The organism is Burkholderia sp. Ax-1719 (assembly GCF_011753055.1).
Classification (GTDB): Bacteria; Pseudomonadota; Gammaproteobacteria; order Burkholderiales; family Burkholderiaceae; genus Paraburkholderia.
The window spans coordinates 21,228-47,724 of record NZ_VWWJ01000006.1 but is presented as its reverse complement, the minus strand read 5'-3'; the positions used below and the strand labels follow the sequence as shown (position 1 = coordinate 47,724).

Here is a 26,497-nt window from a genome sequence, read left to right as displayed (position 1 = left end):
TGCAGCGGCCGTTTTGCTTCATCAGCGCGGAACTTGCGGCGTTTTACCGCACCGAAAGCTTCGCGCCCGAAATCAGCGAATGCACCGCGCCCGCGCCGACGCTCGCGCCGAACTTCTTGGCCACGCGGTCGGAAATGCTCTGCTTGACCGTGTAATCGACCACGTCGGGCGCCTTGATGACCTCGCGCGCGACGAAATCGGTGTCGCCGTAACCGTCGGCGAGGCCCAGCTCCACGCTCTTCTGGCCGGTCCAGAACAGGCCCGAGAAGATATCGGGCGAATCCTTCAGACGTTGGCCGCGCCCGGCCTTCACGGCGTCGATGAACTGCTGGTGAATCTGGTCGAGCATTTCCTGCGCGTGCGCGTCCATCTTCGGCGTATCGGGCGAGAACGGGTCGTAAAAGCCCTTGTTTTCACCGGAAGTGCGCAGACGACGCTCCACGCCAAGCTTGTCCATCAGGCCAGTAAAGCCGAAACCGTCCATCAGCACGCCGATCGAACCGACGATGCTGGCCTTGTTCACGTAGATCTTGTCGGCGGCAGCCGCGACGTAGTACCCGCCCGATGCGCACATATCGCCCACCACCACATAAAGCGGGATGGCCGGATATTTCGCGCGCAGCCGGTGGATCTCGTCGTTGATGATGCCAGCCTGCACCGGCGAGCCGCCCGGGCTGTCGATATGCAGGATCACGCCGGCCGTGCCGTCGTCGTCGAAGGCGCTGTCGAGGGCGCTATTGATGTCTTCGGCGTTGGCGGGCGTATCCGACGAAATCTCGCCATCGAGCGACACCAGCGCCGTATGACGGCCGCCGCCTTCGACACGCGCGCCGGAGAAGTCGAACACGCTCCACGCAATCAGCACCAGCACGGCGAGGAAGGCGAAGCGGAAGAAGATGCGCCAGCGCCGCGCCGCGCGCTGCTCGGTGATGGCGGCCATGGCGATGCGTTCGAGCGCTTCGCGCTCCCAGCCGCCATGACCGGCTTCCACCTTGCCCGAATGCATGGGGCGCGGCGGCTCGTTCGAATCGGGGGTCGGTTTATCTGACATGCGTAAGTGTTGGAATCAGCGATCGAATCGGGCCAAAGAATCGGGCAAAAGAATCGGGCCAAAAGTCGGCGGAAAAATCAGGTCGGGGCCGGAATCAGGTCCGCGTCCGGCAGCCAGAATACCGCACGGCCATCGGGCGTGTCGCGTTCCTCGACGCGCACCGCGCGCAGACGCCCGCCACGGCACGGGCCGCCCACGCATTTGCCGGTCTCGGGCTGATAGATGGCGCCGTGCGTCGCGCACATCAGATAAAGCCCCGACGACTCGAAAAACTGCCCTTCCACCCAGTCGAGTTCCATCGGCACATGCGCGCAGCGGTTCAGGTAGCCGTAGGCCTCGCCGCCGAAGCGCACGAAGAACACCACAGCCGGGCCGCCCGCATAGGACGCGTTCACGCGCACGCCCGCGCCGCCATCGGCGAGGTCTTCTGCCGCGCACACGCGCACGGGCGCGCCCGTTTCGTCCGATTCGCCCGATTCAAGCGCAGCGTTCATGCATGCTCCCGCAGCCACGCTGCGAGTTCGGCCACATCGGCGGCGATGAACTGGGGCGCAAGTGCCTCCAGCGACGCCGCCGAATGTGCGCCATAACCCACGCCCACGCCTGCCGCGCCCGCGTTCGCGGCCATCTGCAGGTCGTGCGTGGTGTCGCCGATCATCACGGTGCGGCCCAGATCCTGCCCCAGTTCGCGCGTGAGTTCGTGCAGCATCGCCGGGTGCGGCTTCGAGAAGGTTTCGTCGGCGCAACGGGTGCCGTCGAACAGGCTCGTGAGGTTGGCGTCAGCCAGCGCGCGGTTCAGGCCCACGCGACTCTTGCCGGTCGCCACGCCCAGCAGATAGCCGGTGTCGCGCAGTTCGGTGAGCATTTCCCGCACGCCCTTGAACAGCTCGGTCTGCTGATCCTTGAGCAGATAGTGGATGCGATAGCGCTCCACGAGGCGCGGGTAATCGGCGGGGTCGAGCGTGGGCGCGGCGATCTGCAGCGCTTCGCGCAGGCCAAGGCCGATCACGTAGCTCGCGGCCTCGTCGCCGGGCACGGGCAGGCTCAGGTCGCGGCAGGCGGCCTGGATGCTGCGCGTGATGTGGGCGGTCGAGTCCATCAGCGTGCCGTCCCAGTCGAACACAATCAGGTCAAATTGCTCTCGGGCCATTCGGTCCTTCTCCAAACACTGTTGTTCTTAAGTCCGGTGTATTTCCGTCGTCGGGCCGCATTGTGCCCCGCCTTCGCAACAACCGGCGGGCTATGCGGCCACGCCGGATCCGAACCCTTATTCGGGTTGCGCGGCGGAGCCTTCGCCCGCCGCCTCACGCTGCGCGCGCAGTTCATCGACGAAGCGGCGCAATTCCGGCGGCAACGGCGCTTCGAACTGCAGCGGCACGCCCGTGATCGGGTGCGTGAGCTTGAGCCGGTGCGCGTGCAGGAACATGCGCTTGAGGCCCGGCTTCGCGTTGGTGCGCGCCAGCGCCTTGTTGAGGGCGAAGTCGCCGTACTTGGCGTCGCCGACGATCGGCAGGTCCAGATGCGCCAGATGCACGCGGATCTGGTGCGTGCGGCCGGTCTTCAGTTCGGCTTCGAGCAAGGCGTATTCCGTCCAGCGCTCCACCAGATTGAAAACCGTATGCGAGGGCTGACCGTCCGGCTGCACGCGCACGCGGCGCTCGCCTTCCGGGGTCAGATACTTGTGCAGCGGCTCCTTAACCGCCCGGCGGCGACCCCAGTCGCTGGCCCAGTCGCCATGCACACAAGCGTAGTAACGCTTGTCGGTCTTGTTGTCGCGCATCTGCTCGTGCAGACCGACCAGCGCCGCGCGCTTTTTCGCCAGCATCAGCACGCCCGAGGTTTCGCGGTCGAGTCGATGGACGAGTTCGAGGAATTTGGCCTGCGGCCGCGCCTCGCGCAACTGCTCGATCACGCCGAACGCCACGCCGCTGCCGCCATGCACGGCGACGCCCGCCGGCTTGTCGATCACCAGCATCGCTTCGTCTTCGAACAGCACCTTGAACTCGGCGGCGGGCACCGGCGCCTGTTCTGGCGCGGTTTTTTCGGCGATGCGGATGGGCGGCACGCGCACGACATCGCCGAGTTCGAGACGATATTGCGCGTCGATCCGCCCCTTATTCACGCGCACTTCGCCGCTACGCAAAATGCGATAAATGTGGCTTTTCGGCACGCCTTTGCAGACGCGCAGGAGGAAGTTGTCGATCCGCTGACCGGCGGCGCCGTCGTCGATCTCGACGAAGGAAACCTGGTCACTTGCGACCTGATTCTGGGATATTTTGCCTAACCCTTTCATTCTGAATATAATTTGCCCAACGCTGACGCGAAGGTTGGCCCAACGGCCATAAAGTTCCCGATCCGCCCGATGGTTATCCAAGGGGGATCTTCCGGACCTGAAACCACGCGAAACGCGCAGGCAGCAAGCGATAAACAGTTATTTTACTTGCGCCCGGGGCTGGTTGCTCACCCTGTCTTAAGAGAAGCAACGAGTTGCACGCACGGAACACCCGACGGCAGGGACGGCGCCCACAGGCACGTTCGGTCGCACCGGGCTCCGACGGTAACGGAAGGTTGGTATAAAGAATTCATCCGGCGCGTCGCGCCGCGCGCCCGAAGCGATTTCGATGCGGCCGCGGAACGACGCGACGGCTGCGAAAATACGGCGAGCGCCCGATTTGTCCTGGCAACGTGCGGGACATGGCGACGTCAAAAGTGGCGAGACACCCGAGGGGGAAGACGGGCGTTCCTGTTAGCTTCCCATACGCGGCCCTTCAGCAGACAGCGAAGGCCGCGAAGCAGATCCAGCCAGCAGCGCGCGCAGTTCGCGGCTGCGGTTTGTTTCCTGTTGCGGTCGTGCGTGGCGCAGTTTGCCGCCGGCGCACGCAGCAGACGAAACTGACGGATCAGTGGAAGCGCAGGAAAAACCGTGCCCCGCCGGCACGTCTCTTCGCTTCTTGAAGACGTATTTCGCATGTGCCCACGCGGCCCGTCCCTGGCAACGCAACGCCGGCCGGCCGCCTCAACGGCAATTCTCCCCGCCATCTTTCCCGCTCCAGCGTGCTTGTGAAAACACAACAAGGCGCGGCTTGCCGCTGCCCGTCCCTGTGCCGTCCGGCGAAGCGCCGGATACCTCCAGGGTGTCACGGGTAGCGTGTGCAGCCGCACTGGAGTCGTTCAATGAAACGAATGCTGTTCAACGCGACGCAGCAGGAAGAACTGCGCGTCGCCATCGTCGATGGACAGAAGCTGATTGACATCGACATCGAAACCGCCGGTCGCGAACAGCGCAAAGGCAATATCTACAAGGGCATCGTTACCCGCATCGAGCCGTCGCTCGAAGCGTGTTTCGTCAACTACGGCGAAGATCGCCACGGCTTCCTGCCGTTCAAGGAAGTCGCCCGTCAATACTTCCGCGACGGCGTGGACATGCGCGGCGCGCGTATCCAGGACGCCCTCAAGGAAGGCCAGGAACTGATCGTTCAGGTCGAGAAAGAAGAGCGCGGCAACAAGGGCGCTGCCCTGACCACGTTCATCTCGCTCGCAGGCCGCTATCTCGTCCTGATGCCGAACAACCCGCGTGGCGGTGGCGTGTCGCGCCGCATCGAGGGCGACGACCGTCAGGAACTGCGCGAAACCATGGCGCAGCTGCAACTGCCGGAAGGCATGAGCATCATCGCGCGCACGGCCGGCATCGGCCGCTCCGCCGAAGAACTGCAGTGGGACCTGAACTACCTGCTGCAACTGTGGCGCGCCATCGAAGCCGCGTCGCAGGCGGGCACGACCGGTCAGCCGATGCTGATCTATCTCGAGTCGAGCCTCGTCATCCGCGCGATCCGCGACTACTTCCAGCCCGATATCGGCGAAATCCTCATCGACACCACCGAAATCTATGACCAGGCACGCGCCTTCATGGATATCGTGATGCCGGACAATGTCAATAAGGTGAAGCGGTATCACGACGATGTGCCGCTGTTCTCGCGTTTCCAGATCGAGCACCAGATCGAAACGGCGTACTCGCGCACCGTTCCGCTGCCCTCGGGCGGCGCGATCGTGATCGACCACACCGAAGCGCTGGTCGCCATCGACGTGAACTCGGCGCGCGCCACCAAGGGCGCCGACATCGAGGAAACCGCCGCGCGCACCAACCTGGAAGCCGCCGACGAAGTCGCGCGCCAGCTGCGTCTGCGCGACCTGGGCGGCCTGATCGTGATCGACTTCATCGACATGGAGTCGGCCAAGAGCCAGCGCGAAGTCGAGCAACGCCTGAAGGACGCCCTGCGCCACGACCGCGCACGCGTGCAGATGGGCAAGATCTCGCGCTTCGGCCTGATGGAGCTGTCGCGCCAGCGTCTGCGCCCGGCCCTCTCGGAAGGCAGCCACGTCACCTGCCCGCGCTGTAACGGCACGGGTCATATCCGCGATACGGAATCGTCGGCGCTTCAGGTCCTGCGCATCATCCAGGAAGAAGCAATGAAGGAGCACACGGCAGCGATCCACTGCCAGGTGCCGGTCGAAGTGACCGCCTTCCTGCTGAACGAAAAACGTTCGGAAATCAACAAGATCGAGTCGCGCTTCAAGGTCGGCGTCGTGCTGATCCCGAACAAGCATCTCGAAACGCCGCACTACAAGCTCGAGCGTCTGCGTCACGACGATGCGCGCCTGGACGATCCGCGCGCTTCGTGGAAGATGGCCGAGGAAGCCGCACGCGAACTGGAATCGGAAACCGGTTACAGCAAGCGCAACGCCGAAGCCAAGCCCAAGCAGGAAGCCGCGGTGAAGGGCATCACGCCGGAACGTCCGGCGCCGTCCGCACCGGTCAAGACCGTCGAGGCAGCACCCGTGGCCGCTCCGGTCGCGGCGGCAGCAGCCGGCGGTGGTTTCTTCGGCTTCATCAAGCGCCTCTTTGGCGGCGCGCCGGCAGCGGCACCCGCACCGGCACCGGTCGCCACGCAGGACAAGGCAGCCCGTCCGGCACGCGCCGAGCGTGGTGAGCGCACCGATCGCGGCGACAAGGCCGCTTCGGGCGATCGCAACGATCGTAACAATCGCAACCGCCGCACCGGTGGCCGCGATGCAGCGGGCCGTGGCGAAGCCGCGACCGGCACGCGCGCAGGTCAGGGCCGTCCGGAACGTGAAGCCCGCGAGCCGCGTGAAGGCCGTGAGCCGCGCGAGGCACGCGAAGGCCGCGAACCGCGTGAACAACGTGAAGCCCGCGAGCCGCGTGAACAACGCGCACCGCGTGAGGCACGTGAGCCGCGCGAACAACGCGAAGCCCGCGAGCCGCGCGCCGAACGTGAAGCGCGCGAACCGCGTGAGCAGCGCATCGAGCGCGTCGAACGTGGTCAGGAGCGCACCGAAGCCGCAGAAGCCGCACCGCGCGGCGAGCGTCAGGAACGCGCAGAACGGGGTGAGCGCCGTGAACGTGGCGAGCGTGCTGAACGTGGCGAACGCCGCCGTCAGCAGCCGGAAGCCGCCGAGGCTCAGGAAGCCCGTCTCGAAGCCGCTAGCGCAGGCGACGATGCGGAAACCGCTGACGCCGCACAAGCCGCCCTCACCGATGGCGTGAACCAGGCCGGTTTCGACGAAGACGGTGCAGCGCCGCAAGGTGAAGAGCGTCGTCGTCGCCGTCGCGGCCGCCGTGGCGGTCGTCGCGAGCGCGATGCAGAAGGCTCGGCAGCACTCGAAGGCGCGGAAGGCGAAGGTTCGGATGAAGGCGCAGTGACCGAAGCTCACGCTGACGCACCGGTTGCGCAAACGCCGGCATCGGAAGCGGTCGTGCATACGTCGGTCGCCGAGACCGTGGTTGTGACGGCTCTGCCGGTTGCGGCTGCCGCAGCAGCTGAAGCCACGCAGGCAGCAAGCCAGCCTGTGCAAGTGACGGAAACGCCGGTTGCTCCGGCGGCTCCGGCTGCGGTTGAAACCGTTGCTGCTGCTCCGGCTCCGGCTGCGCCTGTCGCACCGGTCACGCCGGTCGAGGCTGTCGCTCTGGTCGCTGAACCCGTTGCGCCGGTGGTTCCGGTTGCGCCGCTCGAGGCCGCTCCGGTTGCTCAGGCGCCTGCCGCGCCGGTCGAAGCACCCGCAGTCGAAGCACCCGCAGTCGAACTGCCGGTGGCACGTGAAGACCGCGTGGAAGCGCCGCACGCCGAAGCTCCGCAAGCTGTCGAAGCTGCACAACCCGCAGTGGTTGCTCAGCCCGCACCGGCTCCGGTCGAAACGCGCGTCGAAGCTGTTGAAACGGCTCAAGCGGTTCAAGCCGCTCCGGCCGCCCTGGCGCAAGTCGAAACCGCAGCACCGGCACCCGCTGCTACGCCCGTCCCTGCAGCCGCTCCGGCAGCCGCAGCCGCAACCGGCGAAGCGCTGGCTCCGATGCTCGAATCGGCGGGCCTCGTGTGGGTGAACACCGACACCGCCAAGCTGCGCGCTGCGCAGGAAGCGGCGGCCCAGGTGGTCAAGCCCGCGCGCGTGCCGCGCGAGCGCAAGGCCCTGCCGCCGGTCGACGCAGCACCGATGCAGCAAGTGGAAACGGGCCGTCAGGGCTAAACCCCGACGCGCTCTGGCCCCGGAACGCCCTCGCCGGCGTCTCCGGCGCCCTTCCGATCCGGTGCGCAATTGCGCACCGCGGCAAAAAGCCCGCCAACATATCGGCGGGCTTTTTTTTGATATATCAGCGTTCACCCTCGCCGGTGTGGGGCGTATGCTTCGGCTAAAATCGAGGCATCGAGCGAATTTCGCCGACCGTACCCAGCACGTAGAAACCATGTCCCGACGCATCATCCCCGTTACCGATGCCCGCACCTTGCCGCCCAGCGTCCAGCCGGCGGCGGCGTCCGTGCGCGCGCCGTCGGGCGAGGTGGTCGATGCGCTCGCGCGGCCGTTGCGCGACCTGCGTATCTCGGTGACGGATCGCTGCAATTTCCGCTGCGTGTACTGCATGCCGCGCGCCGTGTTCGACAAGGACTATCCGTTCCTGCCGCACTCGTCGCTGCTCACGCTCGAAGAGATCGAGCGTCTCGCGCGGCTTTTCGTCGCGCACGGCGTCACCAAGATTCGCCTCACGGGCGGCGAGCCGCTGCTACGCAAGAACATCGAATTCCTGATCGAGCGCCTCGCCGCACTGCGCACGCCCGATGGCGCGCCGCTCGACCTCACGCTCACCACCAACGGCTCGCTGCTGGCCCGCAAGGCGCGCTCGCTGCGCGACGCGGGTCTCACGCGCGTCACCGTGAGCCTCGACGCGCTGGACGACGCCCTGTTCCGCCGCATGAACGACGCCGATTTTTCGGTCGGCGATGTGCTCGACGGCATTGCCGCCGCGCAGGCGGTCGGCCTCGCGCCGCTCAAGGTCAACATGGTCGTCAAGCGTGGCACCAACGACAGCGAAATCGTGCCGCTCGCGCGCCACTTCCGCGGCTCGGGCGTGGCGCTGCGCTTCATCGAATACATGGACGTGGGCGCGACCAACGGCTGGAACATGGCCGAAGTGCTGCCTTCCGCCGATGTCGTCGCGCGCATCGCCGAACACTTCCCGCTCGTGCCGCTCGAAGCGCACAGCGCCGCCGAAACGGCGCAGCGCTGGGGCTATGCCGATGGCGCGGGCGAGATCGGCGTGATATCCAGCGTCACGCGCGCGTTCTGCGGCGACTGCACGCGCGCGCGTCTGTCGACCGAGGGCAAGCTTTACCTGTGCCTGTTCGCCTCGATGGGCTATGACCTGCGCGCACTGGTGCGCGGCGAGGCCAGCGACGCGTCCCTCTCCGCCGCCATCGCGCAAATCTGGGAACAGCGCGCCGACCGCTACTCGCAACTGCGCGGCAGCGCCGCCGCACCCGCGACCAGCGAAGAACGGCGCATCGAAATGTCGTATATCGGCGGCTGATCCGCCGCCTGCCCCGCCGGAGCGTCAGCGCTCCACCTCGCCCACGCGCTTCACTGCCTTGCCGCTGTCATGCCGATTCCAGACGCCTCCGCCGCACACGCCGCTATCCCCGCTTCGTCCATCACCGGCCTCGTGCTCGCGGGCGGGCGCGGCCAGCGCATGGGCGGCGCCGACAAGGGCTTGCAGCGCTTGCACGGCGAGCCGCTGGCCGCCCACGTGCTCGCGCGCCTCGCGCCGCAGGTCGGCCAGCTGGCGATCAGCGCGAACCGCAACCGCGACGTGTACGCGACGCTCGGCGCGCCCTGGCAAGCGAGCGTAATCGCCGATAGCCTGCCGGACTATCCCGGACCGCTCGCCGGATTGCTGGCCGGACTGCGCGCCGCACGCACCGAATGGCTCCTGAGCGCGCCCTGCGACTCGCCGTGGCTGCCCGCCGACCTCGCGGTGCGTCTGGCCGACGCGGCGCGCGAACGTGGCGTCGCCATCGCCACGGCGACCACCACGAGCGCTGCGGGCGAAGTCAGCCTGCATCCAGTCTTCGCCTTGCTGCACACCTCGCTCGCCGACGATCTCGCGGCCTTTCTCGATGCAGGCGAGCGCAAGGTGCGCGCGTGGTACGCGCGCCACACGGCGGCCGAAGTGAACTTTGCCGATGAACGCGCGTTTTACAATGTCAACTCCCTGCAGGATCTCGCCGACCTCGACCGTGCCTGACGGGCACAGCCGAACGCTGCTTCATGCGCTACGCATGCCGCCGGCTTCGGGCACCTCACCAGGACGATCGCCGCACCAGTTGAGCGAAGTTGCACACACGCGTACGGATGCGACGCTTCTCCACCCATGACCACGCCTAACACTTTCTCCGCGAGCGCCGCGAGCCTCACCCAATTCGACCCACAAGCCTTGCCCGTCAGCGCCGCCCAGGCCATCGTGCTGGAATGGGTCACGCCGCTTGCGCAAAGCGAACGCGTGCCGCTGCGCGACGCGCTCGCGCGCGTGCTCGCCGCCGACGTGATCTCGCCGATCGACGTGCCCGCGCACGACAACTCGGCGATGGACGGCTATGCGTTCGATGGCGCGGCGCTCACGAACCCGGCGAACCCCGGTACGCTCACGCTGACGGTCGCCGGCAAGGCATTCGCGGGTCATCCGTTCAAGGGCGAAGTCGCGGCAGGTCGTTGCGTGCGCATCATGACCGGCGCGCCAATGCCCGCCGGTTGCGACACCGTGGTGCCGCAGGAGCGCGTGAGCGTTCATGCCGATCAAGCCACCAGCGAATCGATCACCTTCTCCACCGACGCACTCGCCCCCGGCGCGAACCGCCGCCGCCAGGGCGAAGACCTCGCGCGCGACGGCGTGGCGCTGCGCACGGGCCGCGTGCTGCGCGCCAGCGACATCGGCCTGATGGCCTCGCTCGGTCTCGTCGATGTGAAGGTGAAGCGGCGTCTGCGCGTCGCGTACTTTTCGACCGGCGACGAACTGCGCTCGCCCGGCCAGCCGCTCGACGCGGGTTGCATCTACGACAGCAATCGCTACACGCTCGGCGCGATGCTGCGCCGTCTGGACGTCGAGCCGATCGATCTGGGCCGCGTGCGCGACGATCCCGATGCACTCGCCGCCACGCTGCTGCAAGCCGCCGAAAGCGCCGACGTCGTGCTGACTTCGGGCGGCGTCTCGGTGGGCGAAGCCGACTTCACGCGCACGCAATTGCAGACGCTGGGCGACGTGACTTTCTGGGGACTGGCGATGCGTCCGGGCCGCCCGCTCGCGTTCGGCCGCATCTGGTCGGGCGGCCGTCCCGGCGTGGGCCGCGCGGCACTGCTGTTCGGCTTGCCGGGCAACCCGGTCGCCACCATGGTGAGCTTCTACCAGATTGTGCGCCCCGCGCTGATCGCCATGTCGGGCGCGACGCCGCAGCCCGTGCCGCTGATTCCCGCGCGCTGCGACGCGCCGATCCGCAAACGCGCGGGCCGCACCGAATTCCAGCGCGGCGTGGCCGAACGCGACGAGCGTGGCCAATGGCACGTCACGCCGACGGGATCGCAAAGTTCCGGCGCGCTGAGCACCATGAGCGAGGCGAACTGCTTTATCGTGCTCGCCCATGAGAGCGCCGATCTCGATGCTGGCGACACCGTCGACGTCATGCTGTTCGACGGGCTCGTTTAAGGCCAGAATCACGCCGAAATCACGCGCCCGCCACAAGACACCTTCGCAGCCGCACCCGTTTTTATTCGTCAACGATACCGATACGCTACGTCCACTCGACCTACGGACCGACCACTATGAAAAAACAGATCTCGTTCATCGCCGCAGGCCAGACCGCCAAGGCGCTCATCCTCGTCTACCTTACGTTCAGCGTGCCGGTCGTGCTGCTGGTCGCGGTGGTCGCGTTCTTCCGCTACGGCACCTTTGAACTCGGCACCGTGTTCAGCGCGCTGATCCTCAACGCCATCGTCGGCTTCGTGCTGCTGTGGATCGCCTGCCACCTGTACAACTGGGTCGCGTCGCGCTTCGGCGGCATCGAGATCCATCTCTCCGACGTGCCCGAGGAAGCGTGATGAGTGCCACCATCCGCGCCGCCACACCCGCCGATGTCGGCGCGATTCACGCGCTGATGTACGAACTCGCCGAATTCGAGAAGCTCACGCATCTCTTCACCGGCACGCCCGAACTGCTCACCGACGCGCTGTTCGGCGCGCACCCCGCCGCCGAAGCGCTGGTCGCCGAGGACGCGGGCAACATCGTCGCCTATGCGGTGTTCTTCCATAACTACTCGACGTTCCTCGGTCGCCGCGGCCTGTATCTCGAAGACCTTTACGTACAGCCGTCGCAACGCGGCACGGGTCTGGGCACCGCGATGCTGCGTGCATTGGCGGCGATTGCCGTCGAGCGCAACTGCGCGCGCTTCGAATGGAGCGTGCTCGACTGGAACGAACCGGCGATCCGCTTCTACGAGAAGATGGGCGCAACCGTCTACTCCGACTGGCGCATCGTGCGCGTGACGGGCGATGCGCTCGACAAGCTCGCCGCGCCTGGCGAACCGGTTATCGGTTAAAGCCTTTTCCAAAGCGCAAAAAAAGGGCCGTCCGCAGTGTTGCGGACGGCCCTTTTGCCTGTTTGCGGCGCGTTCTTACTCGTCGATATTTCCCAGCGCATCGCCCAGCAGATTCGACGCTTCCTCGCCCGGCAGCGCCTCGACATCGCGCAGCTTGCGGTTCATCGCGCGCGTACGCACCTCGGCGGCTTCGATCGAGCGCGTCACCGTCTCCAGTTGTGACTTCGTGCGCGCGAGCACATCGCCGAATTTGCCGAACTCCGTCTTCACCGCGCCCAGCACCTGCCAGACTTCGCTCGAACGCTTTTCGATAGCAAGAGTGCGAAAGCCCATCTGCAGACTGTTGAGCAGGGCCGTGAGCGTGGTCGGCCCGGAAATCGTCACGCGAAAATCGCGCTGCAGCAGATCGGTGAGCCCCGGACGACGCAGGATTTCGGCGTAAAGCCCTTCGGTGGGCAGAAACAGCAGCGCGAAATCGGTGGTGTGCGGCGGCGCGACGTATTTTTCGGCGATGGTGCGGGCCTCGGCGCGGATGCGCGCTTCGAGCGCGCGTCCCGCTTCCTCGATGCCCGCGAGATCGGCGCGCTCCTGGGCGTCGATGAGCCGCTCGTAGTCCTCGCGCGGAAACTTGGCGTCGACGGGCAGCCAGACCGGCGCGTTATCCGCGTCCCCGCCTTCCCCGGCCTTGATGCCGCGTCCCGGCAGGCGAATCGCAAACTCCACGCGCTCGCTGCTGCCCGGCACGGTCGCCACGTTCTTCGCGTACTGATCGGGCGTGAGCATCTGTTCGAGCAGGGCTTCGAGCTGCACCTCGCCCCAGGTGCCGCGCGTCTTCACGTTGGTCAGCACCTTCTTCAGATCGCCGACGCCCGCCGCCAGCGTCTGCATCTCGCCCAGCCCCCGATGCACCTGCTCCAGCCGGTCGGACACCAGCTTGAACGACTCGCCCAGACGCTGCTCCAGCGTCGCATGCAGTTTCTCGTCGACGGTGCGGCGCATCTCTTCGAGCTTGGCCGCATTGTTCGCCTCGATATCCTTCAGACGCTGTTCGAGCGTTGCGCGCACTTCGGTCAGACGGCGATCGTTAGCCTCGATCAGCTGCGCGACCTGCTGGCCGAGCAGCGTGCCGAAGTGGCGCAGCGCGGCATTCTGTTCTTCGCGCGCCTGCTGTGCCTGCGTCTGCTGGCTCTGGCGCACGGCGTCGAGCTGTTGCGCGTTGGTCTCCGTGAGCTTCGCGAGTTGCTGCGCGAAGCTGTCGAGCTGACCGTTCTGCACGGTCGCGATGCTGGTGAGATGCGCCGCGAGCGCCTGCTGCACCTGCCCAAAGCCGCCGCCGAATTCGCTGCGCGAGGTCTGCGCGGTGCGCGCGATCTCGTTGCGCAGTTCGCGCTCGATGCGCTCGGCTGCGCGCGCCTGCGTTTCGCTCGCGCCGCTCAGGCGGTCGCTAAGCTGATCGAGCGCATCGAGCGTGGCATCGTCTTGCCCCTGCGCGCCGTGACGCGCGCGCAACAACGCAACAACCGCGACAATCGCCACCGCCAGTGCAATCGCCAGGATCAGCAACACGACCGCCATCAACGACTCGACGCTCATGAACGCGCTTTCCCCAACACGCCGGGATTGACCGGATTGGGCGGCTGCCCCGCACGCGGACCCTCGCCTAGCGCGGCGATCAGATTGTCGGCGGCGAGATTCGCCATGGCGCGGCGCGTGCCTTCGCTGGCGCTCGCGATGTGCGGCGTGAGCACCACGTTGTCCACTTCGAGCAGCGCGGGATGCACGGCAGGCTCGCCTTCGAACACGTCCAGGCCCGCCGAAGCGATGCGGCGCGTACGCAAGGCTTCCGCCAGCGCCGCGTCATCGACAATGCCGCCGCGCGCGATGTTGGTGAGCGTCGCCGTGGGTTTCATGAGCGCCAGTTCCGCCGCGCCGATGGTGTGATGGTTCTCCGGCGTGTAAGGCAGCACCAGCACGACGTGATCGGCCTCCTTGAGCAGATCGGCTTTCGAGCGATATTCGGCGTTCAGTTCGCGTTCGATCTCGGGCGCGACGCGCGAGCGGTTGTGATAGATCACGCGCATATTGAAGCCCTGCGCGCGACGGGCGAGCGCCTGGCCAATGCGGCCCATGCCGATCACGCCGAGCGTCGCGCCGTGAATATCCGCGCCGAGAAACATGTCGAACGACCACTTCTGCCATCTGCCCGCACGCAGGTAGTGTTCCGATTCGGTGACGCGGCGCGCGGCCGCCATCATCAGCGCCCAGCCGAAATCAGCAGTGGTTTCGTTGAGGACGTCCGGCGTGTTGGTGCCCAGCACGTTGGCCGCGTTGAAGGCCGCGATATCGAAATTGTTGTAGCCCACCGCCATGTTCGAGACCACGCGCAGACGCGGTGCGGCCGCCAGCACGGCGGCGTCGATCGGCTCGCCCATGGTGAGCGCGCCGTCCTTGTCGGCCAGGCGTGCCTTGAGTGCATCGGCGGACAGCGTCTCGCCATTGTTCCAGTCGACATCGAAATACTGCTTGAGCCGGTCGATCACATCCGGAAAGATCGGGCGCGCCACGAGAATCTTTTGCATCGTTGCTCTCCACACTGCTGGGGTTGAGTCGGGAGTTGAGTCGAAACAGTCTGAGCGCATTGTCGCGCTAGACGAAAAAGAGCCAGGTTGCGGCGGCAAAGACGGGCGTGAGTACCACGCACGACCAGCCAAGATAGCCGAAGAAGCCCGGCATGCGCACGCCGCGCTGCTGCGCGATGGCCTTGACCATGAAGTTGGGCGCGTTGCCGATATAGGTCATCGCGCCCATCCACACCGCGCCCGCTGAAATGGCCGCCAGCGTGCGCGCGCCGCTCGTCATGAGCGTGGGCGCGTCGCCGCCTGCGAGATTGAAAAACACCAGCCACGTTGGCGCATTGTCGAGGAACGACGAAAGCAGCCCCGTCGCCCAGAAATAGAGCGCATCGTTGGGGCGGCCCGGCGCGTCGTTGACGAACTCGATCAGCGAGGCGAACGCGCCCTGCTCGCCCGCCTTGAGCATCGCGATCACCGGCGTGATCGTCACGAAGATGCCCGCGAACAGCTTGGCCACTTCGGCGATGGGAGCCCAGTCGAAGCCGTTGTCGGCGCGCGCCGTGCGCGAGGTGCACCAGAGCGAAAGCGCCGCCAGTACGATCAGGCCAACGTCACGCACGAGATTCTGCAATTCGAGCCGCGCGCCCGGCAGATCGATGCCGATGCCGGGCTGCCAGACGCCGCTCATCAGCACCAGCGCGATCACGCCCGCCAGCAGCACGAAGTTGAGCTTGCCGCCGATGGCGATGCCGCCGCTATCGGGCGTGGGATCGTTGCGGGCGTCGAGCACTTCGTCAGCACGGCGGAAGTACCACGAATCGAGCAGCCAGAACGCGGCGAGCAGCACTGCGCAGACGAACAGCATCGGCACGGCGAGATGCTGCGTAGTCCAGAAGAAACTCACACCGTTCAGGAAACCGAGGAACAACGGCGGATCGCCGAGCGGCGTGAGCGAGCCGCCCGCGTTCGCAACGAGAAAGATGAAGAACACCACCACATGGACGCTGTGGCGGCGATTGTCGTTGGCGCGCAAAAGCGGCCGGATCAGCAGCATGGCCGCGCCGGTCGTGCCCATCACGCTCGCCAGCGCGGTGCCGAGCAGCAGGATCGTCGTGTTGGTGCGCGGCGATCCGCGCAGATTGCCGTAGATGCAGATGCCGCCCGCAATCGTATACAGCGCGCCGAGCAGCACGATAAACGGCACATATTCGTCGATGAGCGCGTGCACGAAGAGCGGATACGTCGCCCCGACTCCATGCGTGAGCGCGAACGGCAACAGAAACGCGAGCGCCCAGAACGCCGAAATCTTGCCGAAGTGGTGATGCCAGAACGCCGCCGCGAACATCGGCAGGAGCGCGATCGACAGCAGCATCAGCGCGAACGGCAGCCCCCATGCGGCGGAGAGCGTCGCGCCATTGACCGTGGCCGCGTGTGCGCCAGGCGCCGCGCAGGCCGCGAGCGCCGCACCGCCCTTCAGGATGCGCAGCAGAACGTCACGCGCCATGCACGACGATGACGTGGACGCGGTACGGTCCGTGTGCGCCAAGAATGATGGTTTGCTCGATATCGCCGGTACGCGACGGCCCCGACACGAAGTTGACCGCGCGCGGCAGCTCGCCGCGTTCGGCACGCATCAGCGCGAAGGCGTCTTCGTGACCGGCGACGATGCGCGAGGCGGGCACCACGGCGATGTGCGTTTCGGGGAGCAGCGCGCCCGAGGCCCAGGTGTGCGGTCCGGAGAGCAGTACCAGCGTGCCGGTTTCGGCGGTGGCGCAAAAGCAGCCGGTCAGGCCAACGAGATCGCGATCTTCAGGCTTGCGAAATTCGACGCTCAAACCCGCGCCGGTCCAGTCGAACGATTCGAGCGTCTGCCAGGCGACCGCTTGCGTCGGCAGACCGAGCGATGCGAGATAGCGCACGGCGGCAGCGGGCACGTCGGCCAGTTGCGTGACTTCGTCGACGGTGGTGGCCATCTTTTTGGCCTGCTCGACGAAGTGCGCGACGAGATTGCCTTCGATGACGGGACGCGGCCCCTGCGGATGACGCGCGAGGTAATCGGCGGCGGCTTCCCGTTCGTGCGGCGCAGGCGCAGCGTCGCGGCCCTGGGCCGCACGGATGCGCGCGAGTATGCTGCGGCGGGCGGCCGTGGTATCCATGAACGTCCTCGTCAGAATGAATAAAGGCGACGCGCCGATTATACCGGCGCGTCGCCTCGCTTTTTACTGGCCGAACGGCTAACGGCAGGCGGCCTTAAGGCCCCGCTTCAGTGCCCGGCAAGCTCCTCTTCTGTCGGCTGCTCGATGCCGAACACCTGACGCAGATAGGCGAGATAAGCCTTGTCGTCGCACATGTTCTTGCCCGGCGAATCGGACAGCTTGGCGACCGGCTGGCCATTGCAGCGGACCATCTTGATGACGATCTGCAGCGGCTGATAACCGAGGTCGTTGGTGAGATTGGTGCCCACGCCGAAGGCCAGACGGCAACGATCGCCAAAACGCTCGTACAGACGCAGCACCTTCGGGATATCGAGCGCATCCGAGAAGATCATGGTCTTCGTACGGCTATCGACGCGATTGTCTTCGTAATGCTTGAGCAGGCGCTCGCCCCACTCGAACGGATCGCCCGAATCGTGGCGCGCGCCGTCGAAGAGCTTGCAGAAGTACATATCGAAGTCGCGCAGGAACGCCTGCATGCCGTAGACATCCGACAGCGCGATGCCCAGATCGCCGCGATATTCCTTCGCCCACATCTCGAAGCCGTAGATCTGCGAATCGCGCAAACGCGGCCCGAGCGCCTGGCACGCCTGCAGATACTCGTGCGCCATGGTGCCGAGCGGCGTGAGGTTGTGCTTCATCGCGTAGTACACGTTGCTGGTGCCCGTGAACTGCTCGCCCAGATCTTCCTTGAGCGTGAGGATCACCTCTTCGTGCCAACGCTTGGAGAAGCGGCGGCGCGTGCCGTAATCGGCGATCTTGCAATCGGCGAATTCCGGCTTGGCACCCAGCAGCTCGATCTTGCGGCGCAGGCGCTCGCGGCCCTCTTCGTACTGCGGATGATGCTGCGTGTTGCGGAAATAGACTTCGTTGACGATGGCCAGCACCGGGATCTCGAAGAGGATCGTGTGCAGCCACGGCCCCTTGATCTCGATATCGATTTCGCCGTTGTTCTTCGGCGAAGGCGTGACCGAAATGTACTTCTCGTTCAGATGGAACAGCGCGAGGAAATCGACGAAATCGCCCTTCACGAAGCGCATCTTGCGCAGATACTCAAGCTCGGGCTCGGCGAAGCGCAGGCGGCATAGCTTGGAGATTTCGCTACGGATCTCGTCGACATAAGGCACGAGATCGACGTCCGGCGTGCGGCACTTGAAGCGATATTCCACGTTGGCCGCGGGGAAATGATGCAGCACCACCTGCATCATCGTGAATTTGTACAGATCGGTATCGAGCAGCGAAGTAATGACCATGATTGACGAGCCGGACTGCAATCGGAGGGCGCCCACCGGTCTGTTCCAGGCCGCCGGCACGCCTCGTGGGGCGTGCGGCGACGCCGGCGAACGGCGGGCATCAGCGGTGCGCTCATGTTACCCGAATGCGGCATTCCGACGCGGCCATGCTCGCACGACCGTGGCGGGCGCAGGGATATTGCGCAAGAAAACGACGCATCGAGCCACCCATCGCGCTGTTCCTTCGAGCCCATGCGGCGCTGCATAAACTAATCACGAAACGATATAAACGCTGCCGCGAGGGTGTGGATAGGGAATTTCCCATTCAGTTACAATACCGCTTTTGGCGCGGCCAACCCCAGCGCCATCCCCAATACAAAAGCTTGCAGGAGCTGCCTGAATGACCCACGTTGTGACCGAAAGCTGCATCAAGTGCCGCTATACCGACTGCGTCGATGTGTGCCCGGTGGACTGCTTTCGCGAAGGTCCCAACTTCCTCGCGATCGACCCGGACGAATGCATCGACTGCGCTGTTTGCGTCGCAGAATGCCCGGTGAACGCCATTTACGCTGAAGAAGACGTGCCTGGCGACCAGCAGCAGTTCATCGAACTGAACGCCGATCTGGCGAAGAACTGGCCGAGCATCACCAAGACCAAGCCCGCGCTGCCCGAAGCCGAAGAATTCAAGGACGTGAAGGACAAGCTCGAACTGCTGGCTCGCTAATCCAGCGACGCCGGGCGAGCGTCTGGCGCGTCTGTTGACACGCGCGGTGGCACCTCGCGGTGGCACCTGATTCGCGGCCTCGTCATCCCCTGCCGAAATTTTTTTCGCAGGAATAAAAATAAGATGACGATCAGGTGTTGACAGACCCCGCCAGACACCCTAGAATCTCGTTCTCTGCTTTTGTTGATTCCCCGATAGCTCAGTCGGTAGAGCGCCGGACTGTTAATCCGTAGGTCCCTGGTTCGAGCCCAGGTCGGGGAGCCAGAATTTTCAAAAGCCCGTTAATCACAACGGACTTTTTAAAGAAGTTAAAGCTGTAGATGTACTGCTGTTCCCCGATAGCTCAGTCGGTAGAGCGCCGGACTGTTAATCCGTAGGTCCCTGGTTCGAGCCCAGGTCGGGGAGCCAAAATATAAAGCCGTTGCGTTTTTGCGCAACGGCTTTTTTCTTTTCCAGCGCCGTTTTCTGACGCTGCGTCGCCCGCCTCCCCGTCGTCACCGCCCTGCCCGATAATGTCGCTTCACCATTCCCGGGAATCCGCATGAAATCGCGCACGACATCGACCCGCCACGCCGCCCGCCTGCACCACGCACTGGCGCTTTGCGCGAGCACGTTTGTCATGGTTACCGCGCACGCCGAGCAGATCGGCAGCGTGAACACCAACTTCCGCATGACCGGTTCCGACAAAGTGGTCGTCGAAGCCTACGACGATCCCGCTGTGCAAGGCGTCACCTGCTACGTGTCGCGCGCGCGCACCGGCGGCGTGAAGGGTACGCTCGGCATCGCCGAGGATCCGACCGAAGCGTCGATCGCCTGTCGTCAGGTCGGCCCGATCAGTTTCGCCGCCCCGCTCAAACAGCAAGCCGATGTCTTCAGCGAACGCATGTCGTTCCTCTTCAAGACGCTGCACGTGGTGCGCGTGGTCGACACGAAACGCAACGCGCTCGTCTATCTCACGTACAGCGACCGCGTCGTGAGCGGCAGCGCGAAGAACAGCGTCACCGCCGTACCGGTGCCCGCCGGCACGACGATTCCCGTGCGCTAAACTGAGAGGATCGTCGCCGCATCTGCACCGCTCATCTGTACGGGATAAGCACCCGATCCTCGCCATGTCCCACTCCGCCTTTCGCGATTCCGCCCGTTACTGGCGCTCGCCGCTCTTACCCGGCGCGGAGCTGCTCACGGCCGAGTATCACGACCACGAGTTCACCCCGCACTGGCATGACGCCTACACGGTTCCCGTGATCGAGGAAGGCGCGGAATGCTATCGCTACAGCGGCGCGCATCATGTCGCGGAAGCGGGCAGCGTGCCCGTCATCAATCCGGGCGAGCTTCACACGGGCGCGCGGGCCGTCGACGAGGGCTGGCGCTATCGCGTCATGTACGTGCCGGTGGACTATCTGCAGACGCTCGCGAACGACATCGCGGGCAGCGCACAGCCGCTGCCCTGGTTCGATGCCGAAGTGATCCGCGACCTCGATCTCGCCCGCCGGGTCGCGCGCGCGCACTTCCTGATGGAAACGCATGCTGCCGGCGGCGCGACGCCCGATTCGCCTGCTCCCACACATTCCGCCGATCTTCTCGCCGCCGAAGCCGCGCTGATCGACGCCCTTTCGACCCTGCTCGTCCGCTATGGCCGCACGCGCGCCACGCCGATCCTGACCACCTCGCGCGAACCGCGCATCGACGTGATGAAGGCATTGCTCGCCGCCGATCTCACGACGCCGCTGCGTGTGGCCGATCTCGCTCAAGCGATCGGTTTGTCGCCATTCCATGCGACGCGTCTTTTCACCCAGGCGACCGGCCTGCCGCCGCACGCCTGGCGCACGCAGTTGCGGCTGCAACGCGCGCTCGCGCCCTTGCGGGCGGGCGTGGCGGTCGCCGATGTGGCCGCTGCGCAGGGTTTCACGGATCAGAGCCACTTCACGCGCCACTTCCGCCGCATGTTCGGCGTGCCGCCGGGGCGCTGGCAGATGGCCTGAATTCAGGCCTGATTTTCGGCCGGAATCTGGGCATGAATCGCAAGATCGTACAAGCCACCCATCGCGCCACTCGCTAAGCTGATTCTCCGCAACAGGAGAACGGCTTGACCACGCACCCTCACCGCTTCAAGGAATTCGTCGCCGGCGCGCGCGATACCGTGCCGATGATGATCGGCGCCGCGCCCTTTGGCGTGATCTTCGGCACGCTCGTCGCCACCGGGCCGCTTGCGCTCTGGCACGGCCAGCTGATGTCGCTGGCCGTGTTCGCCGGTTCCGCACAGTTCATCGCGCTTGGGCTGATCGCCTCGCATGCGAGCTTCGCCGTGATCTGGGCGACCACGTTTATCGTCAATCTGCGCCACGTGCTCTATAGCGCGACGCTTGCGCCCTATGTCTCGCATCTGCCGCTGCGCTGGCGTCTCGTGCTCGGCGGCCTGCTCACGGACGAAGTCTTCGCCGTCGCCTGGGCTTACTTCCGCCGCCATGCGCCGGGCGACGTCTCGCCGTGGCATTTCCTCGGCTCGGGGCTCTCGATGTATCTAAACTGGCAGGTCTGGACCGTTGCGGGACTGCTGTTCGGTGCGGCGTTTCCTGGGCTGCAGTCGCTCGGGCTGGACTTCGCGATGGTCGCCACCTTTATCGCCATCGTCGTGCCGCAGCTGGTGGCCGTGCGCTATCTGGCCGCCGCCGTCACGGCGGGCGCGCTCGCGTTCTTCTGGCAGGCGTGGCCGTACAAGCTCGGCCTGCTGGGCGCGGTGCTGGTGGGCGTGGCGGTGGGCGTCGTGCTGTCGCGGCCGCGCAAGCCGCTCGATGTCAACGCCCATGCCGCCGATATCGATCCTTCAACACCCGCTCAAGCGCATCGCCAGCCGCCCGCGCCGCCCGAGTCGCCCCATCAGCGGCACGATCAACACGAGCCGCACGCCATCGCCGGAGGCCAGCAATGAACTACGTCGTCCTGATTCTCGGCATGGCCGCCATCACCCTGCTCGTGCGCACCGCCGTGTTCGTGCTGGGCGAGCGCCTCGTCTTCCCGCCGCTCGTGCGCACGGCGCTGGGCTTCGTGCCGGTGACGGTGCTCACCGCGATCATCGTGCCGATGGCCGTTTCGCCGCACGGCGAGCATGCCGAGTTGACCTGGCGCAATCCGCAGCTCGTCGGCGCACTGGCGGCGATCGCCGTGAGCGCGCTCACGAAGCGTCCGCTTCTCACCATCGCCGTGGGCCTCGGCGTGTTCTTTTTCTGGCAGGGCGTGGTCCTGCGCTAGCCCCCGCAGCGGGCCTTCCGCCAGTTTCGAGCCGACGCTCGGCCCGCTCCACTCAAGTTTCGCCCCCATCCGCCGTTAAACCGTCGAGGCCTGCTTTGGCGCGATCTGACCAAAGCGCGCCAAGCGAATTCAGGCACCGCCAGGAATACACCGGGGCAACCACAATGGGGCACATCACCCTCAATCTCAAGGACGAAACGCTTGCGTCGCTGCGCAAGGATTTCGACGCGTTTTTGCGCGTCTCGCTCAAGCTCGACCCGCAGTTTCTGACGCCGTCGTTCGAGGACTTCCTGCGCGCCAAGCTGCTCGACAATATGACGCCGCTCACCGAGCAGGCGGTGCAGCGTCTGCTGCAAGGCGGCCAGTACGCGTGGGCCAAACGCACGCTCGACAAGGAATTCCCGGAAGTCGTGTCGATCCTGCTGCGGCAGGCAGGTGAGTTTGGCTTCGGCTTTGCGTCGCGGCCCGAGTGGACGCCCGACGAGCTGGCCAAGCAGAGCCGCGAATGGGCGGCCGCCATCGTGACCGAGGCACAGGGCGAAGAAGCGCTGATCGACCCGCTCGCCGCGCAGATCAAATCGGGCGTGCAGGACATCCAGACGCTGGAAGAAACCATGCAGACCCCGGCCTGGCGGCTGGCGGAATCGCTGCGACAGCGCGTCTATGAAGCGAAGATCGGCTGCGAACAGGCCAGCGGCAGTCTCGCGCGCGAACGGCTGGGCGAACTGCGCGGCCTGCTGCGCATGGGCATCACGCACGGCACGTTCCAGAAGCAGGAGGCGCAACAGATCATGGAATATCTGCGTCTGCTGAAGCCGGAAATCTTCGTTGAGGAACCCGACGACGTGTTCACGCGCCTCGCCGCCTGGCTGCGCAACTTCTTCGTGCCGCCCACGCCGAGGAATCAGCCGCGCTAGCGCTCCGGCGTCAGACGCGGCGAAGCTCGTCGCGTCTGCGCCCTTCTCCCGCGTTTAATCCCACATCTTGCGCAGTTTTGCGCCGATCTCGACCTTGGCGCGCGCCGCCGCGGCCAGTCCGGTTGCGCTCGGCGCGCTCACCACGGGCGGCGGCGGCCACGCGCACGAATCGAACAGCGGCAGCATCTGCGCACCGATAAAGCGCGTGCGCGAAGCCCACACGTGCCGGTCGCCCGCAGCCGCCTGGTTGTGCACATAGAAGCGCTGGGGCACGACGATGTGCAGATCCTCCTTCGCTCGGGTCATCGCTACATACAGCAGCCGACGCTCTTCTTCCAGTTCCTCATCGCTACCCGCACCCAGATCGGACGGAATGCAGCCATCCACGCCATTGAGCACGAACACATTGCGCCACTCCTGCCCTTTTGCCGAGTGGATCGTCGAGAGAATCAGATAGTCCTCGTCGAGCAGCGGATCGGCCGATTCGGCACTGGTGGCGTCAGGCGGATCGAGCGTAAGTTCGGTCAAAAAGCGCTCTCTTGACGCATACGTGCTGGCAATGCTTTCCATCTGCAGCAGATCGGCCATGCGCACCTGGGCGTCTTCGTGATTGCGCTCCAGATGCGGTTCGTACCAACGCCGCACGCGCTCGAATTCACCGGGCCACGGCGTGGCGCGTGCGCCAATGTTGTCGATGAGCGCGGTGAACGCGGGCCAGTCTTCTGCCGCCCGCGGCGGCGGCGCGAAGGCTGCCAGCGCCTGGGCGGCCCGGTATGCGCCGGTACACGCCGCCACCTGATCCAGCAGCCGCGCAGCCGTTGCCGGCCCGACACCCGGCATCAATTGCGTGACGCGAAACCCCGCCACACGGTCGAGCGGATTTTCGGCCCAGCGCAGCACGGCCAGCACGTCTTTGACATGCGCCGCATCCAGAAAACGCAGGCCGCCGAATTTCACGAACGGGATGTTGCGGCGCGCGAGTTCGATTTCGAGTGTGGCGCTATGGTGGGCGGCACGAAACAGCACGGCTTGTTGCTTGAGCGTCATGCCGCCTTCGCGCGCTTCGAGAATCTGCTCGACCACATAGCGCGCCTGGGTGGCTTCGTCGGCGACCGTAACGAGGCGTGGGCGCTGCTGGGATGCCTTATCGGTCCAGAGATTCTTGGTGTAGCGCTCCGCCGCGGCGTCCATGACCGCATTCGACGCGGCGAGGATCGGCTCGGTCGAACGGTAGTTGCGTTCGAGCGTCACCTGCCGCGCGGGCGGGTCGAAATGGGTGGGGAAATCGAGGATGTTGCGTACCGTTGCGCCCCGGAACGAGTAAATTGCCTGCGCATCGTCGCCTACTACTGTCAGCCCGCGCCCGTCCGGTTTGAGCGCGAGCAGGATCGACGCCTGCAGGCGGTTGGTGTCCTGATATTCGTCGACGAGAATGTGATCGAAGCGCGCAGCAAGATCGGCGGCGATAGCCGGTTCTGCCGCCATATGCGCCCAATATAACAACAGATCGTCATAATCCAGCACGTTCTGCTTTTGCTTGGCGTCGGTGTAGGCCGCGAATAGAGCTCTTAGTTGCGGCTCCCATTCGAGACACCATGAAAACGATCGCGCCAGCACGCTCGCAAGCGAATCGCCGGTATTCACCACGCGCGAGTAAATCGCCAGACAGGTCGATTTGGCCGGAAATCGCTTCTCTTTCGCCGACAATCCCAGCTCATGACGCACGAGGTTCATCAGGTCGGCGGAATCTTCGCGGTCGTTGATCGTGAATGCGGGCGACAGACCGATCTGCTCGGCGTATTCGCGCAGCAGGCGCGCGCCGACGCCGTGAAAAGTCCCCGCCCACGTCAGCCCCTGGGCCAGCGTTGCCGCCACGCCCGACACGCCCGCTGCGATGCGCGCAACGCGACGCGTCATCTCCTGCGCCGCGCGGCGCGAGAACGTTAGCAGCAGGATGCGATGGGGATCGGCGCCGTTGACCACCAGATGCGCGACGCGATGCGCCAGCGTATTGGTCTTGCCCGAACCCGCACCGGCGATCACGAGCAGCGGTTCCGGAAGCGTCGCGCCCGGTGCGAAAGCGCTCGGTCCGCCATGCTCGACTGCGGCGCGCTGGGCGTCGTTGAGCTTCGCGAGGTACGCCGTCACATCGGGCAGGCCCGTTTCGGCTGGGGAGGAGTCGGCGAGAGTGACGGTGGACACGGCGGCGGATCACATAGAGGAGAAGCGCGTCCTGTTCGACGCGGCGACGCATACTGTATATCCATACACCTCACGCCCGCAAGCGCGGCGAACCCGCCGTGATCTGGCGATATTTATCGCCGATCGTCGCGCGAACCGCGCTTGCGCGAGAAAAACAAACGGCGGCATCCGTTACCGGATGCCGCCGTTAAACGCGCTGCAAAGCAGCCTGCGAGACTTACGGTTGCGACGTGCCGCTCTGCTGCACCGCGCCTTGCTGCTGCGCCGACTGACCGCTCATCTGATCCTTCATTTCCGAGTCGTTGGCCTGACGGTCAGCCTTGCGGTTGATCTTGGCGTCCTTGACCTGCGACTTGTACTGCGATTTGGCCTGCTTCTTCGCGTCCTTATATTCGGTGTTCGCCGATTTCTTCGCGCTGCGGTATTCGGCGCTGGCCTGAGCGTTGGCTTCACGCTTTTGCACCAGCGGATCCGTCGACGTAGGCGCGGTCAAGTTCTGCGGAGCCGGTGCGGGTTGCGCAACGCCGGCGGCGGCCGGCGCCTGGCTGGGTGCGGCGCCCGGTGCGAGCGTCGGTGCAGCCGACGGAGCCTCAGTCTGGGCGAACGCGCCTTGCGCGAACAGCGCGGCGGTGGCGAGAGCGGTACCGGTAAGCAGCTTGCGAATCTGAGTCATGGCATATCCTCTTTGCAGTAGTTCCGGAAGCCGGTTCGCAACGGCCATGCCTGCGTGCCTGTTGCGAACCGGCTCCCGCTCGATGAACCTGCCTCCTTGTCTTCGTCGATGGCGCAGTTTTATGCGTATCTTCGAGAGGCAGTTATCTCGGCTGGGGTAAATCCATTTTTGTCTGAGGAAGCCCGTGAAGTCCCGCAGCGTTACTCACCGTTTCACTTTCTGACGATTTCATAACATCTGGCCCCGAGATGTATCCGCCAGGTAGCATTTGCGATTCAGCCATCAATCAGCCATCGAATCAGCCACGCCCGGACCGCCCGCAAGCCTGGGATCGCTTATCATGCTCACCCTTCGCGCGCCCGCGCGGCGCGCTCCTGATTCCCGATCTGCCATGCCCAATCTCGATTTCACCCTGACCGGCGACTACGTCGAACTCCACAACCTCCTGAAGATCACCGGCCTGGCCGACAGCGGCGGCTCGGCCAAAGTGATCGTCGCGTCCGGCGCGGTCAAGGTCGACGGCGAAGTGGAACTGCGCAAAACCTGCAAGATTCGCGCGGGCCAATCGGTACTGCTCGGCGACACGCGCATCGCGATACACGAAGCGCAGTAGCGTGCGTCGATCGCGCGCGCAGACGTGCGGTTGGAGAAGCCCGAGAGCGAAGGTTTTCGAAAGCAAATGCACCATATAGGTGCTTTTTAGCCAAAAGAAGCGTAATCTCGTCTTTTGCATCC

25 protein-coding genes and 2 tRNA genes are annotated in these 26,497 nt (G+C 65.3%); 16 read left to right on the top strand and 11 right to left on the bottom strand.

The genetic code is table 11. From position 1 onward, the window contains the following. Positions 1–43 precede the first annotated feature (43 nt). The 4 genes from F3J17_RS13595 to F3J17_RS13580 all read right to left on the bottom strand — a co-directional run bounded on the left by F3J17_RS13595 (position 44) and on the right by F3J17_RS13580 (position 3,239). The gene (locus tag F3J17_RS13595) at positions 44–1,051 is read right to left on the bottom strand and encodes a S49 family peptidase (RefSeq protein ID WP_167058958.1); all 1,008 of its coding nucleotides are present in this window, start codon (positions 1,049–1,051) and stop codon (positions 44–46) included. 77 nt (positions 1,052–1,128) lie between these two features. Beyond that, entirely contained in the window at positions 1,129–1,545 is a 417-nt protein-coding gene (locus F3J17_RS13590; RefSeq protein WP_167058955.1) for a Rieske 2Fe-2S domain-containing protein, read from the bottom strand. Further along, positions 1,542–2,201: an HAD-IA family hydrolase gene (locus F3J17_RS13585; protein ID WP_167058952.1), complete on the bottom strand. Its 660-nt coding sequence runs from the start codon at positions 2,199–2,201 to the stop codon at positions 1,542–1,544. The genes F3J17_RS13590 and F3J17_RS13585 overlap by 4 nt, the downstream gene beginning before the upstream one ends. A 117-nt stretch (positions 2,202–2,318) precedes the next feature. Beyond that, the gene (locus F3J17_RS13580; protein WP_345891195.1) at positions 2,319–3,239 is read right to left on the bottom strand and encodes an RluA family pseudouridine synthase; all 921 of its coding nucleotides are present in this window, start codon (positions 3,237–3,239) and stop codon (positions 2,319–2,321) included. On the opposite strand from F3J17_RS13580, the gene F3J17_RS36580 reads away from it, so the two are divergent. The 7 genes from F3J17_RS36580 to F3J17_RS13550 all read left to right on the top strand — a co-directional run bounded on the left by F3J17_RS36580 (position 3,207) and on the right by F3J17_RS13550 (position 11,979). Then, on the top strand, positions 3,207–3,335 hold the full coding sequence (locus tag F3J17_RS36580) for a hypothetical protein (RefSeq protein ID WP_345891199.1): 129 nt from the start codon (positions 3,207–3,209) through the stop codon (positions 3,333–3,335). The two genes, F3J17_RS13580 and F3J17_RS36580, sit on opposite strands and share 33 nt — an antisense overlap. Before the next feature lie 890 nt (positions 3,336–4,225). Then, positions 4,226–7,588: an Rne/Rng family ribonuclease gene (locus F3J17_RS13575; protein WP_167058946.1), complete on the top strand. Its 3,363-nt coding sequence runs from the start codon at positions 4,226–4,228 to the stop codon at positions 7,586–7,588. Between the two features lie 217 nt (positions 7,589–7,805). Further along, complete coding sequence (gene moaA / locus F3J17_RS13570; protein ID WP_167058943.1) at positions 7,806–8,924, top strand: GTP 3',8-cyclase MoaA; 1,119 nt, start codon at positions 7,806–7,808, stop codon at positions 8,922–8,924. A 69-nt stretch (positions 8,925–8,993) separates the two neighbouring features. Beyond that, complete coding sequence (gene mobA / locus F3J17_RS13565) at positions 8,994–9,638, top strand: molybdenum cofactor guanylyltransferase MobA (protein WP_167058940.1); 645 nt, start codon at positions 8,994–8,996, stop codon at positions 9,636–9,638. A gap of 126 nt (positions 9,639–9,764) precedes the next feature. Then, positions 9,765–11,090, top strand: a complete 1,326-nt coding sequence (glp, locus tag F3J17_RS13560; protein WP_167058937.1) for a gephyrin-like molybdotransferase Glp — start codon at positions 9,765–9,767, stop codon at positions 11,088–11,090. A 116-nt stretch (positions 11,091–11,206) separates the two neighbouring features. After that, a complete protein-coding gene (locus F3J17_RS13555; protein ID WP_027817320.1) occupies positions 11,207–11,482 on the top strand; it encodes a hypothetical protein in 276 nt (91 codons plus the stop codon). Further along, entirely contained in the window at positions 11,482–11,979 is a 498-nt protein-coding gene (locus F3J17_RS13550) for a GNAT family N-acetyltransferase (protein ID WP_167058934.1), read from the top strand. The genes F3J17_RS13555 and F3J17_RS13550 overlap by 1 nt, the downstream gene beginning before the upstream one ends. Positions 11,980–12,054: 75 nt before the next feature. Here the strand turns inward: F3J17_RS13550 and rmuC are convergent, their stop codons facing one another. From rmuC to pncB, 5 genes are all read right to left on the bottom strand, one after another. Continuing rightward, positions 12,055–13,572, bottom strand: coding sequence for a DNA recombination protein RmuC (gene rmuC / locus F3J17_RS13545; protein WP_167058931.1), 1,518 nt, complete (start codon positions 13,570–13,572; stop codon positions 12,055–12,057). Further along, positions 13,569–14,558, bottom strand: a complete 990-nt coding sequence (locus F3J17_RS13540) for a D-glycerate dehydrogenase (RefSeq protein WP_167058926.1) — start codon at positions 14,556–14,558, stop codon at positions 13,569–13,571. The genes rmuC and F3J17_RS13540 overlap by 4 nt, the downstream gene beginning before the upstream one ends. Positions 14,559–14,625: 67 nt before the next feature. After that, positions 14,626–16,056: a sodium:proton antiporter gene (locus tag F3J17_RS13535; protein WP_167058923.1), complete on the bottom strand. Its 1,431-nt coding sequence runs from the start codon at positions 16,054–16,056 to the stop codon at positions 14,626–14,628. Beyond that, the gene (locus tag F3J17_RS13530) at positions 16,046–16,708 is read right to left on the bottom strand and encodes a lactate utilization protein C (protein WP_167058920.1); all 663 of its coding nucleotides are present in this window, start codon (positions 16,706–16,708) and stop codon (positions 16,046–16,048) included. Before F3J17_RS13530 ends, F3J17_RS13535 begins: the two co-directional genes overlap by 11 nt. Positions 16,709–16,815: 107 nt before the next feature. Then, positions 16,816–18,018 carry a nicotinate phosphoribosyltransferase gene (gene pncB, locus F3J17_RS13525; RefSeq protein WP_167058917.1) on the bottom strand — a complete coding sequence of 401 codons (1,203 nt, stop codon included), beginning with the start codon at positions 18,016–18,018 and terminating at the stop codon, positions 16,816–16,818. 379 nt (positions 18,019–18,397) lie between these two features. On the opposite strand from pncB, the gene fdxA reads away from it, so the two are divergent. The 8 genes from fdxA (at position 18,398) to F3J17_RS13485 (ending at position 22,887) form a co-directional block, all read left to right on the top strand. Beyond that, the gene (fdxA, locus tag F3J17_RS13520; RefSeq protein WP_167058914.1) at positions 18,398–18,721 is read left to right on the top strand and encodes a ferredoxin FdxA; all 324 of its coding nucleotides are present in this window, start codon (positions 18,398–18,400) and stop codon (positions 18,719–18,721) included. 188 nt (positions 18,722–18,909) lie between these two features. Further along, positions 18,910–18,985: transfer RNA gene (locus F3J17_RS13515), tRNA-Asn, on the top strand. 68 nt (positions 18,986–19,053) lie between these two features. Further along, positions 19,054–19,129, top strand: a tRNA-Asn gene (locus tag F3J17_RS13510). Between the two features lie 211 nt (positions 19,130–19,340). Beyond that, positions 19,341–19,766, top strand: a complete 426-nt coding sequence (locus F3J17_RS13505; protein ID WP_240160981.1) for a CreA family protein — start codon at positions 19,341–19,343, stop codon at positions 19,764–19,766. 64 nt (positions 19,767–19,830) lie between these two features. After that, entirely contained in the window at positions 19,831–20,703 is an 873-nt protein-coding gene (locus F3J17_RS13500; protein ID WP_167058908.1) for an AraC family transcriptional regulator, read from the top strand. A 164-nt stretch (positions 20,704–20,867) separates the two neighbouring features. After that, the gene (locus F3J17_RS13495; RefSeq protein WP_167059694.1) at positions 20,868–21,650 is read left to right on the top strand and encodes an AzlC family ABC transporter permease; all 783 of its coding nucleotides are present in this window, start codon (positions 20,868–20,870) and stop codon (positions 21,648–21,650) included. Further along, positions 21,647–21,970, top strand: a complete 324-nt coding sequence (locus F3J17_RS13490; RefSeq protein WP_167058905.1) for an AzlD domain-containing protein — start codon at positions 21,647–21,649, stop codon at positions 21,968–21,970. Before F3J17_RS13495 ends, F3J17_RS13490 begins: the two co-directional genes overlap by 4 nt. A gap of 164 nt (positions 21,971–22,134) precedes the next feature. Continuing rightward, positions 22,135–22,887: a DUF4088 domain-containing protein gene (locus F3J17_RS13485; protein ID WP_167058902.1), complete on the top strand. Its 753-nt coding sequence runs from the start codon at positions 22,135–22,137 to the stop codon at positions 22,885–22,887. Positions 22,888–22,941: 54 nt separating this feature from the next. Here the strand turns inward: F3J17_RS13485 and F3J17_RS13480 are convergent, their stop codons facing one another. Together F3J17_RS13480 and F3J17_RS13475 are read right to left on the bottom strand one after the other, a co-directional pair. Next, positions 22,942–25,044: an ATP-dependent helicase gene (locus F3J17_RS13480; protein ID WP_205194793.1), complete on the bottom strand. Its 2,103-nt coding sequence runs from the start codon at positions 25,042–25,044 to the stop codon at positions 22,942–22,944. A gap of 262 nt (positions 25,045–25,306) precedes the next feature. Continuing rightward, positions 25,307–25,762 (bottom strand): hypothetical protein, encoded by a 456-nt coding sequence (locus F3J17_RS13475; protein WP_167058896.1) that lies wholly within the window; start codon positions 25,760–25,762, stop codon positions 25,307–25,309. Between the two features lie 391 nt (positions 25,763–26,153). Here F3J17_RS13475 and F3J17_RS13470 point away from each other — a divergent pair, with 391 nt between their 5' ends. After that, entirely contained in the window at positions 26,154–26,375 is a 222-nt protein-coding gene (locus F3J17_RS13470) for an RNA-binding S4 domain-containing protein (protein ID WP_027817334.1), read from the top strand. Positions 26,376–26,497 lie beyond the last annotated feature (122 nt).

Coding starts and splice junctions, on each gene's coding strand:
- F3J17_RS13595 (WP_167058958.1), bottom strand. CDS start 1,051: ATGTCAGATAAACCGACCCCCGATTCGAACGAGCCGCCGCGCCCCATG.
- F3J17_RS13590 (WP_167058955.1), bottom strand. CDS start 1,545: ATGAACGCTGCGCTTGAATCGGGCGAATCGGACGAAACGGGCGCGCCC.
- F3J17_RS13585 (WP_167058952.1), bottom strand. CDS start 2,201: ATGGCCCGAGAGCAATTTGACCTGATTGTGTTCGACTGGGACGGCACG.
- F3J17_RS13575 (WP_167058946.1), top strand. CDS start 4,226: ATGAAACGAATGCTGTTCAACGCGACGCAGCAGGAAGAACTGCGCGTC.
- moaA (WP_167058943.1), top strand. CDS start 7,806: ATGTCCCGACGCATCATCCCCGTTACCGATGCCCGCACCTTGCCGCCC.
- mobA (WP_167058940.1), top strand. CDS start 8,994: ATGCCGATTCCAGACGCCTCCGCCGCACACGCCGCTATCCCCGCTTCG.
- glp (WP_167058937.1), top strand. CDS start 9,765: ATGACCACGCCTAACACTTTCTCCGCGAGCGCCGCGAGCCTCACCCAA.
- F3J17_RS13555 (WP_027817320.1), top strand. CDS start 11,207: ATGAAAAAACAGATCTCGTTCATCGCCGCAGGCCAGACCGCCAAGGCG.
- F3J17_RS13550 (WP_167058934.1), top strand. CDS start 11,482: ATGAGTGCCACCATCCGCGCCGCCACACCCGCCGATGTCGGCGCGATT.
- rmuC (WP_167058931.1), bottom strand. CDS start 13,572: ATGAGCGTCGAGTCGTTGATGGCGGTCGTGTTGCTGATCCTGGCGATT.
- F3J17_RS13540 (WP_167058926.1), bottom strand. CDS start 14,558: ATGCAAAAGATTCTCGTGGCGCGCCCGATCTTTCCGGATGTGATCGAC.
- F3J17_RS13535 (WP_167058923.1), bottom strand. CDS start 16,056: ATGGCGCGTGACGTTCTGCTGCGCATCCTGAAGGGCGGTGCGGCGCTC.
- F3J17_RS13530 (WP_167058920.1), bottom strand. CDS start 16,708: ATGGATACCACGGCCGCCCGCCGCAGCATACTCGCGCGCATCCGTGCG.
- pncB (WP_167058917.1), bottom strand. CDS start 18,018: ATGGTCATTACTTCGCTGCTCGATACCGATCTGTACAAATTCACGATG.
- fdxA (WP_167058914.1), top strand. CDS start 18,398: ATGACCCACGTTGTGACCGAAAGCTGCATCAAGTGCCGCTATACCGAC.
- F3J17_RS13505 (WP_240160981.1), top strand. CDS start 19,341: ATGGTTACCGCGCACGCCGAGCAGATCGGCAGCGTGAACACCAACTTC.
- F3J17_RS13500 (WP_167058908.1), top strand. CDS start 19,831: ATGTCCCACTCCGCCTTTCGCGATTCCGCCCGTTACTGGCGCTCGCCG.
- F3J17_RS13495 (WP_167059694.1), top strand. CDS start 20,868: ATGATGATCGGCGCCGCGCCCTTTGGCGTGATCTTCGGCACGCTCGTC.
- F3J17_RS13490 (WP_167058905.1), top strand. CDS start 21,647: ATGAACTACGTCGTCCTGATTCTCGGCATGGCCGCCATCACCCTGCTC.
- F3J17_RS13485 (WP_167058902.1), top strand. CDS start 22,135: ATGGGGCACATCACCCTCAATCTCAAGGACGAAACGCTTGCGTCGCTG.
- F3J17_RS13475 (WP_167058896.1), bottom strand. CDS start 25,762: ATGACTCAGATTCGCAAGCTGCTTACCGGTACCGCTCTCGCCACCGCC.
- F3J17_RS13470 (WP_027817334.1), top strand. CDS start 26,154: ATGCCCAATCTCGATTTCACCCTGACCGGCGACTACGTCGAACTCCAC.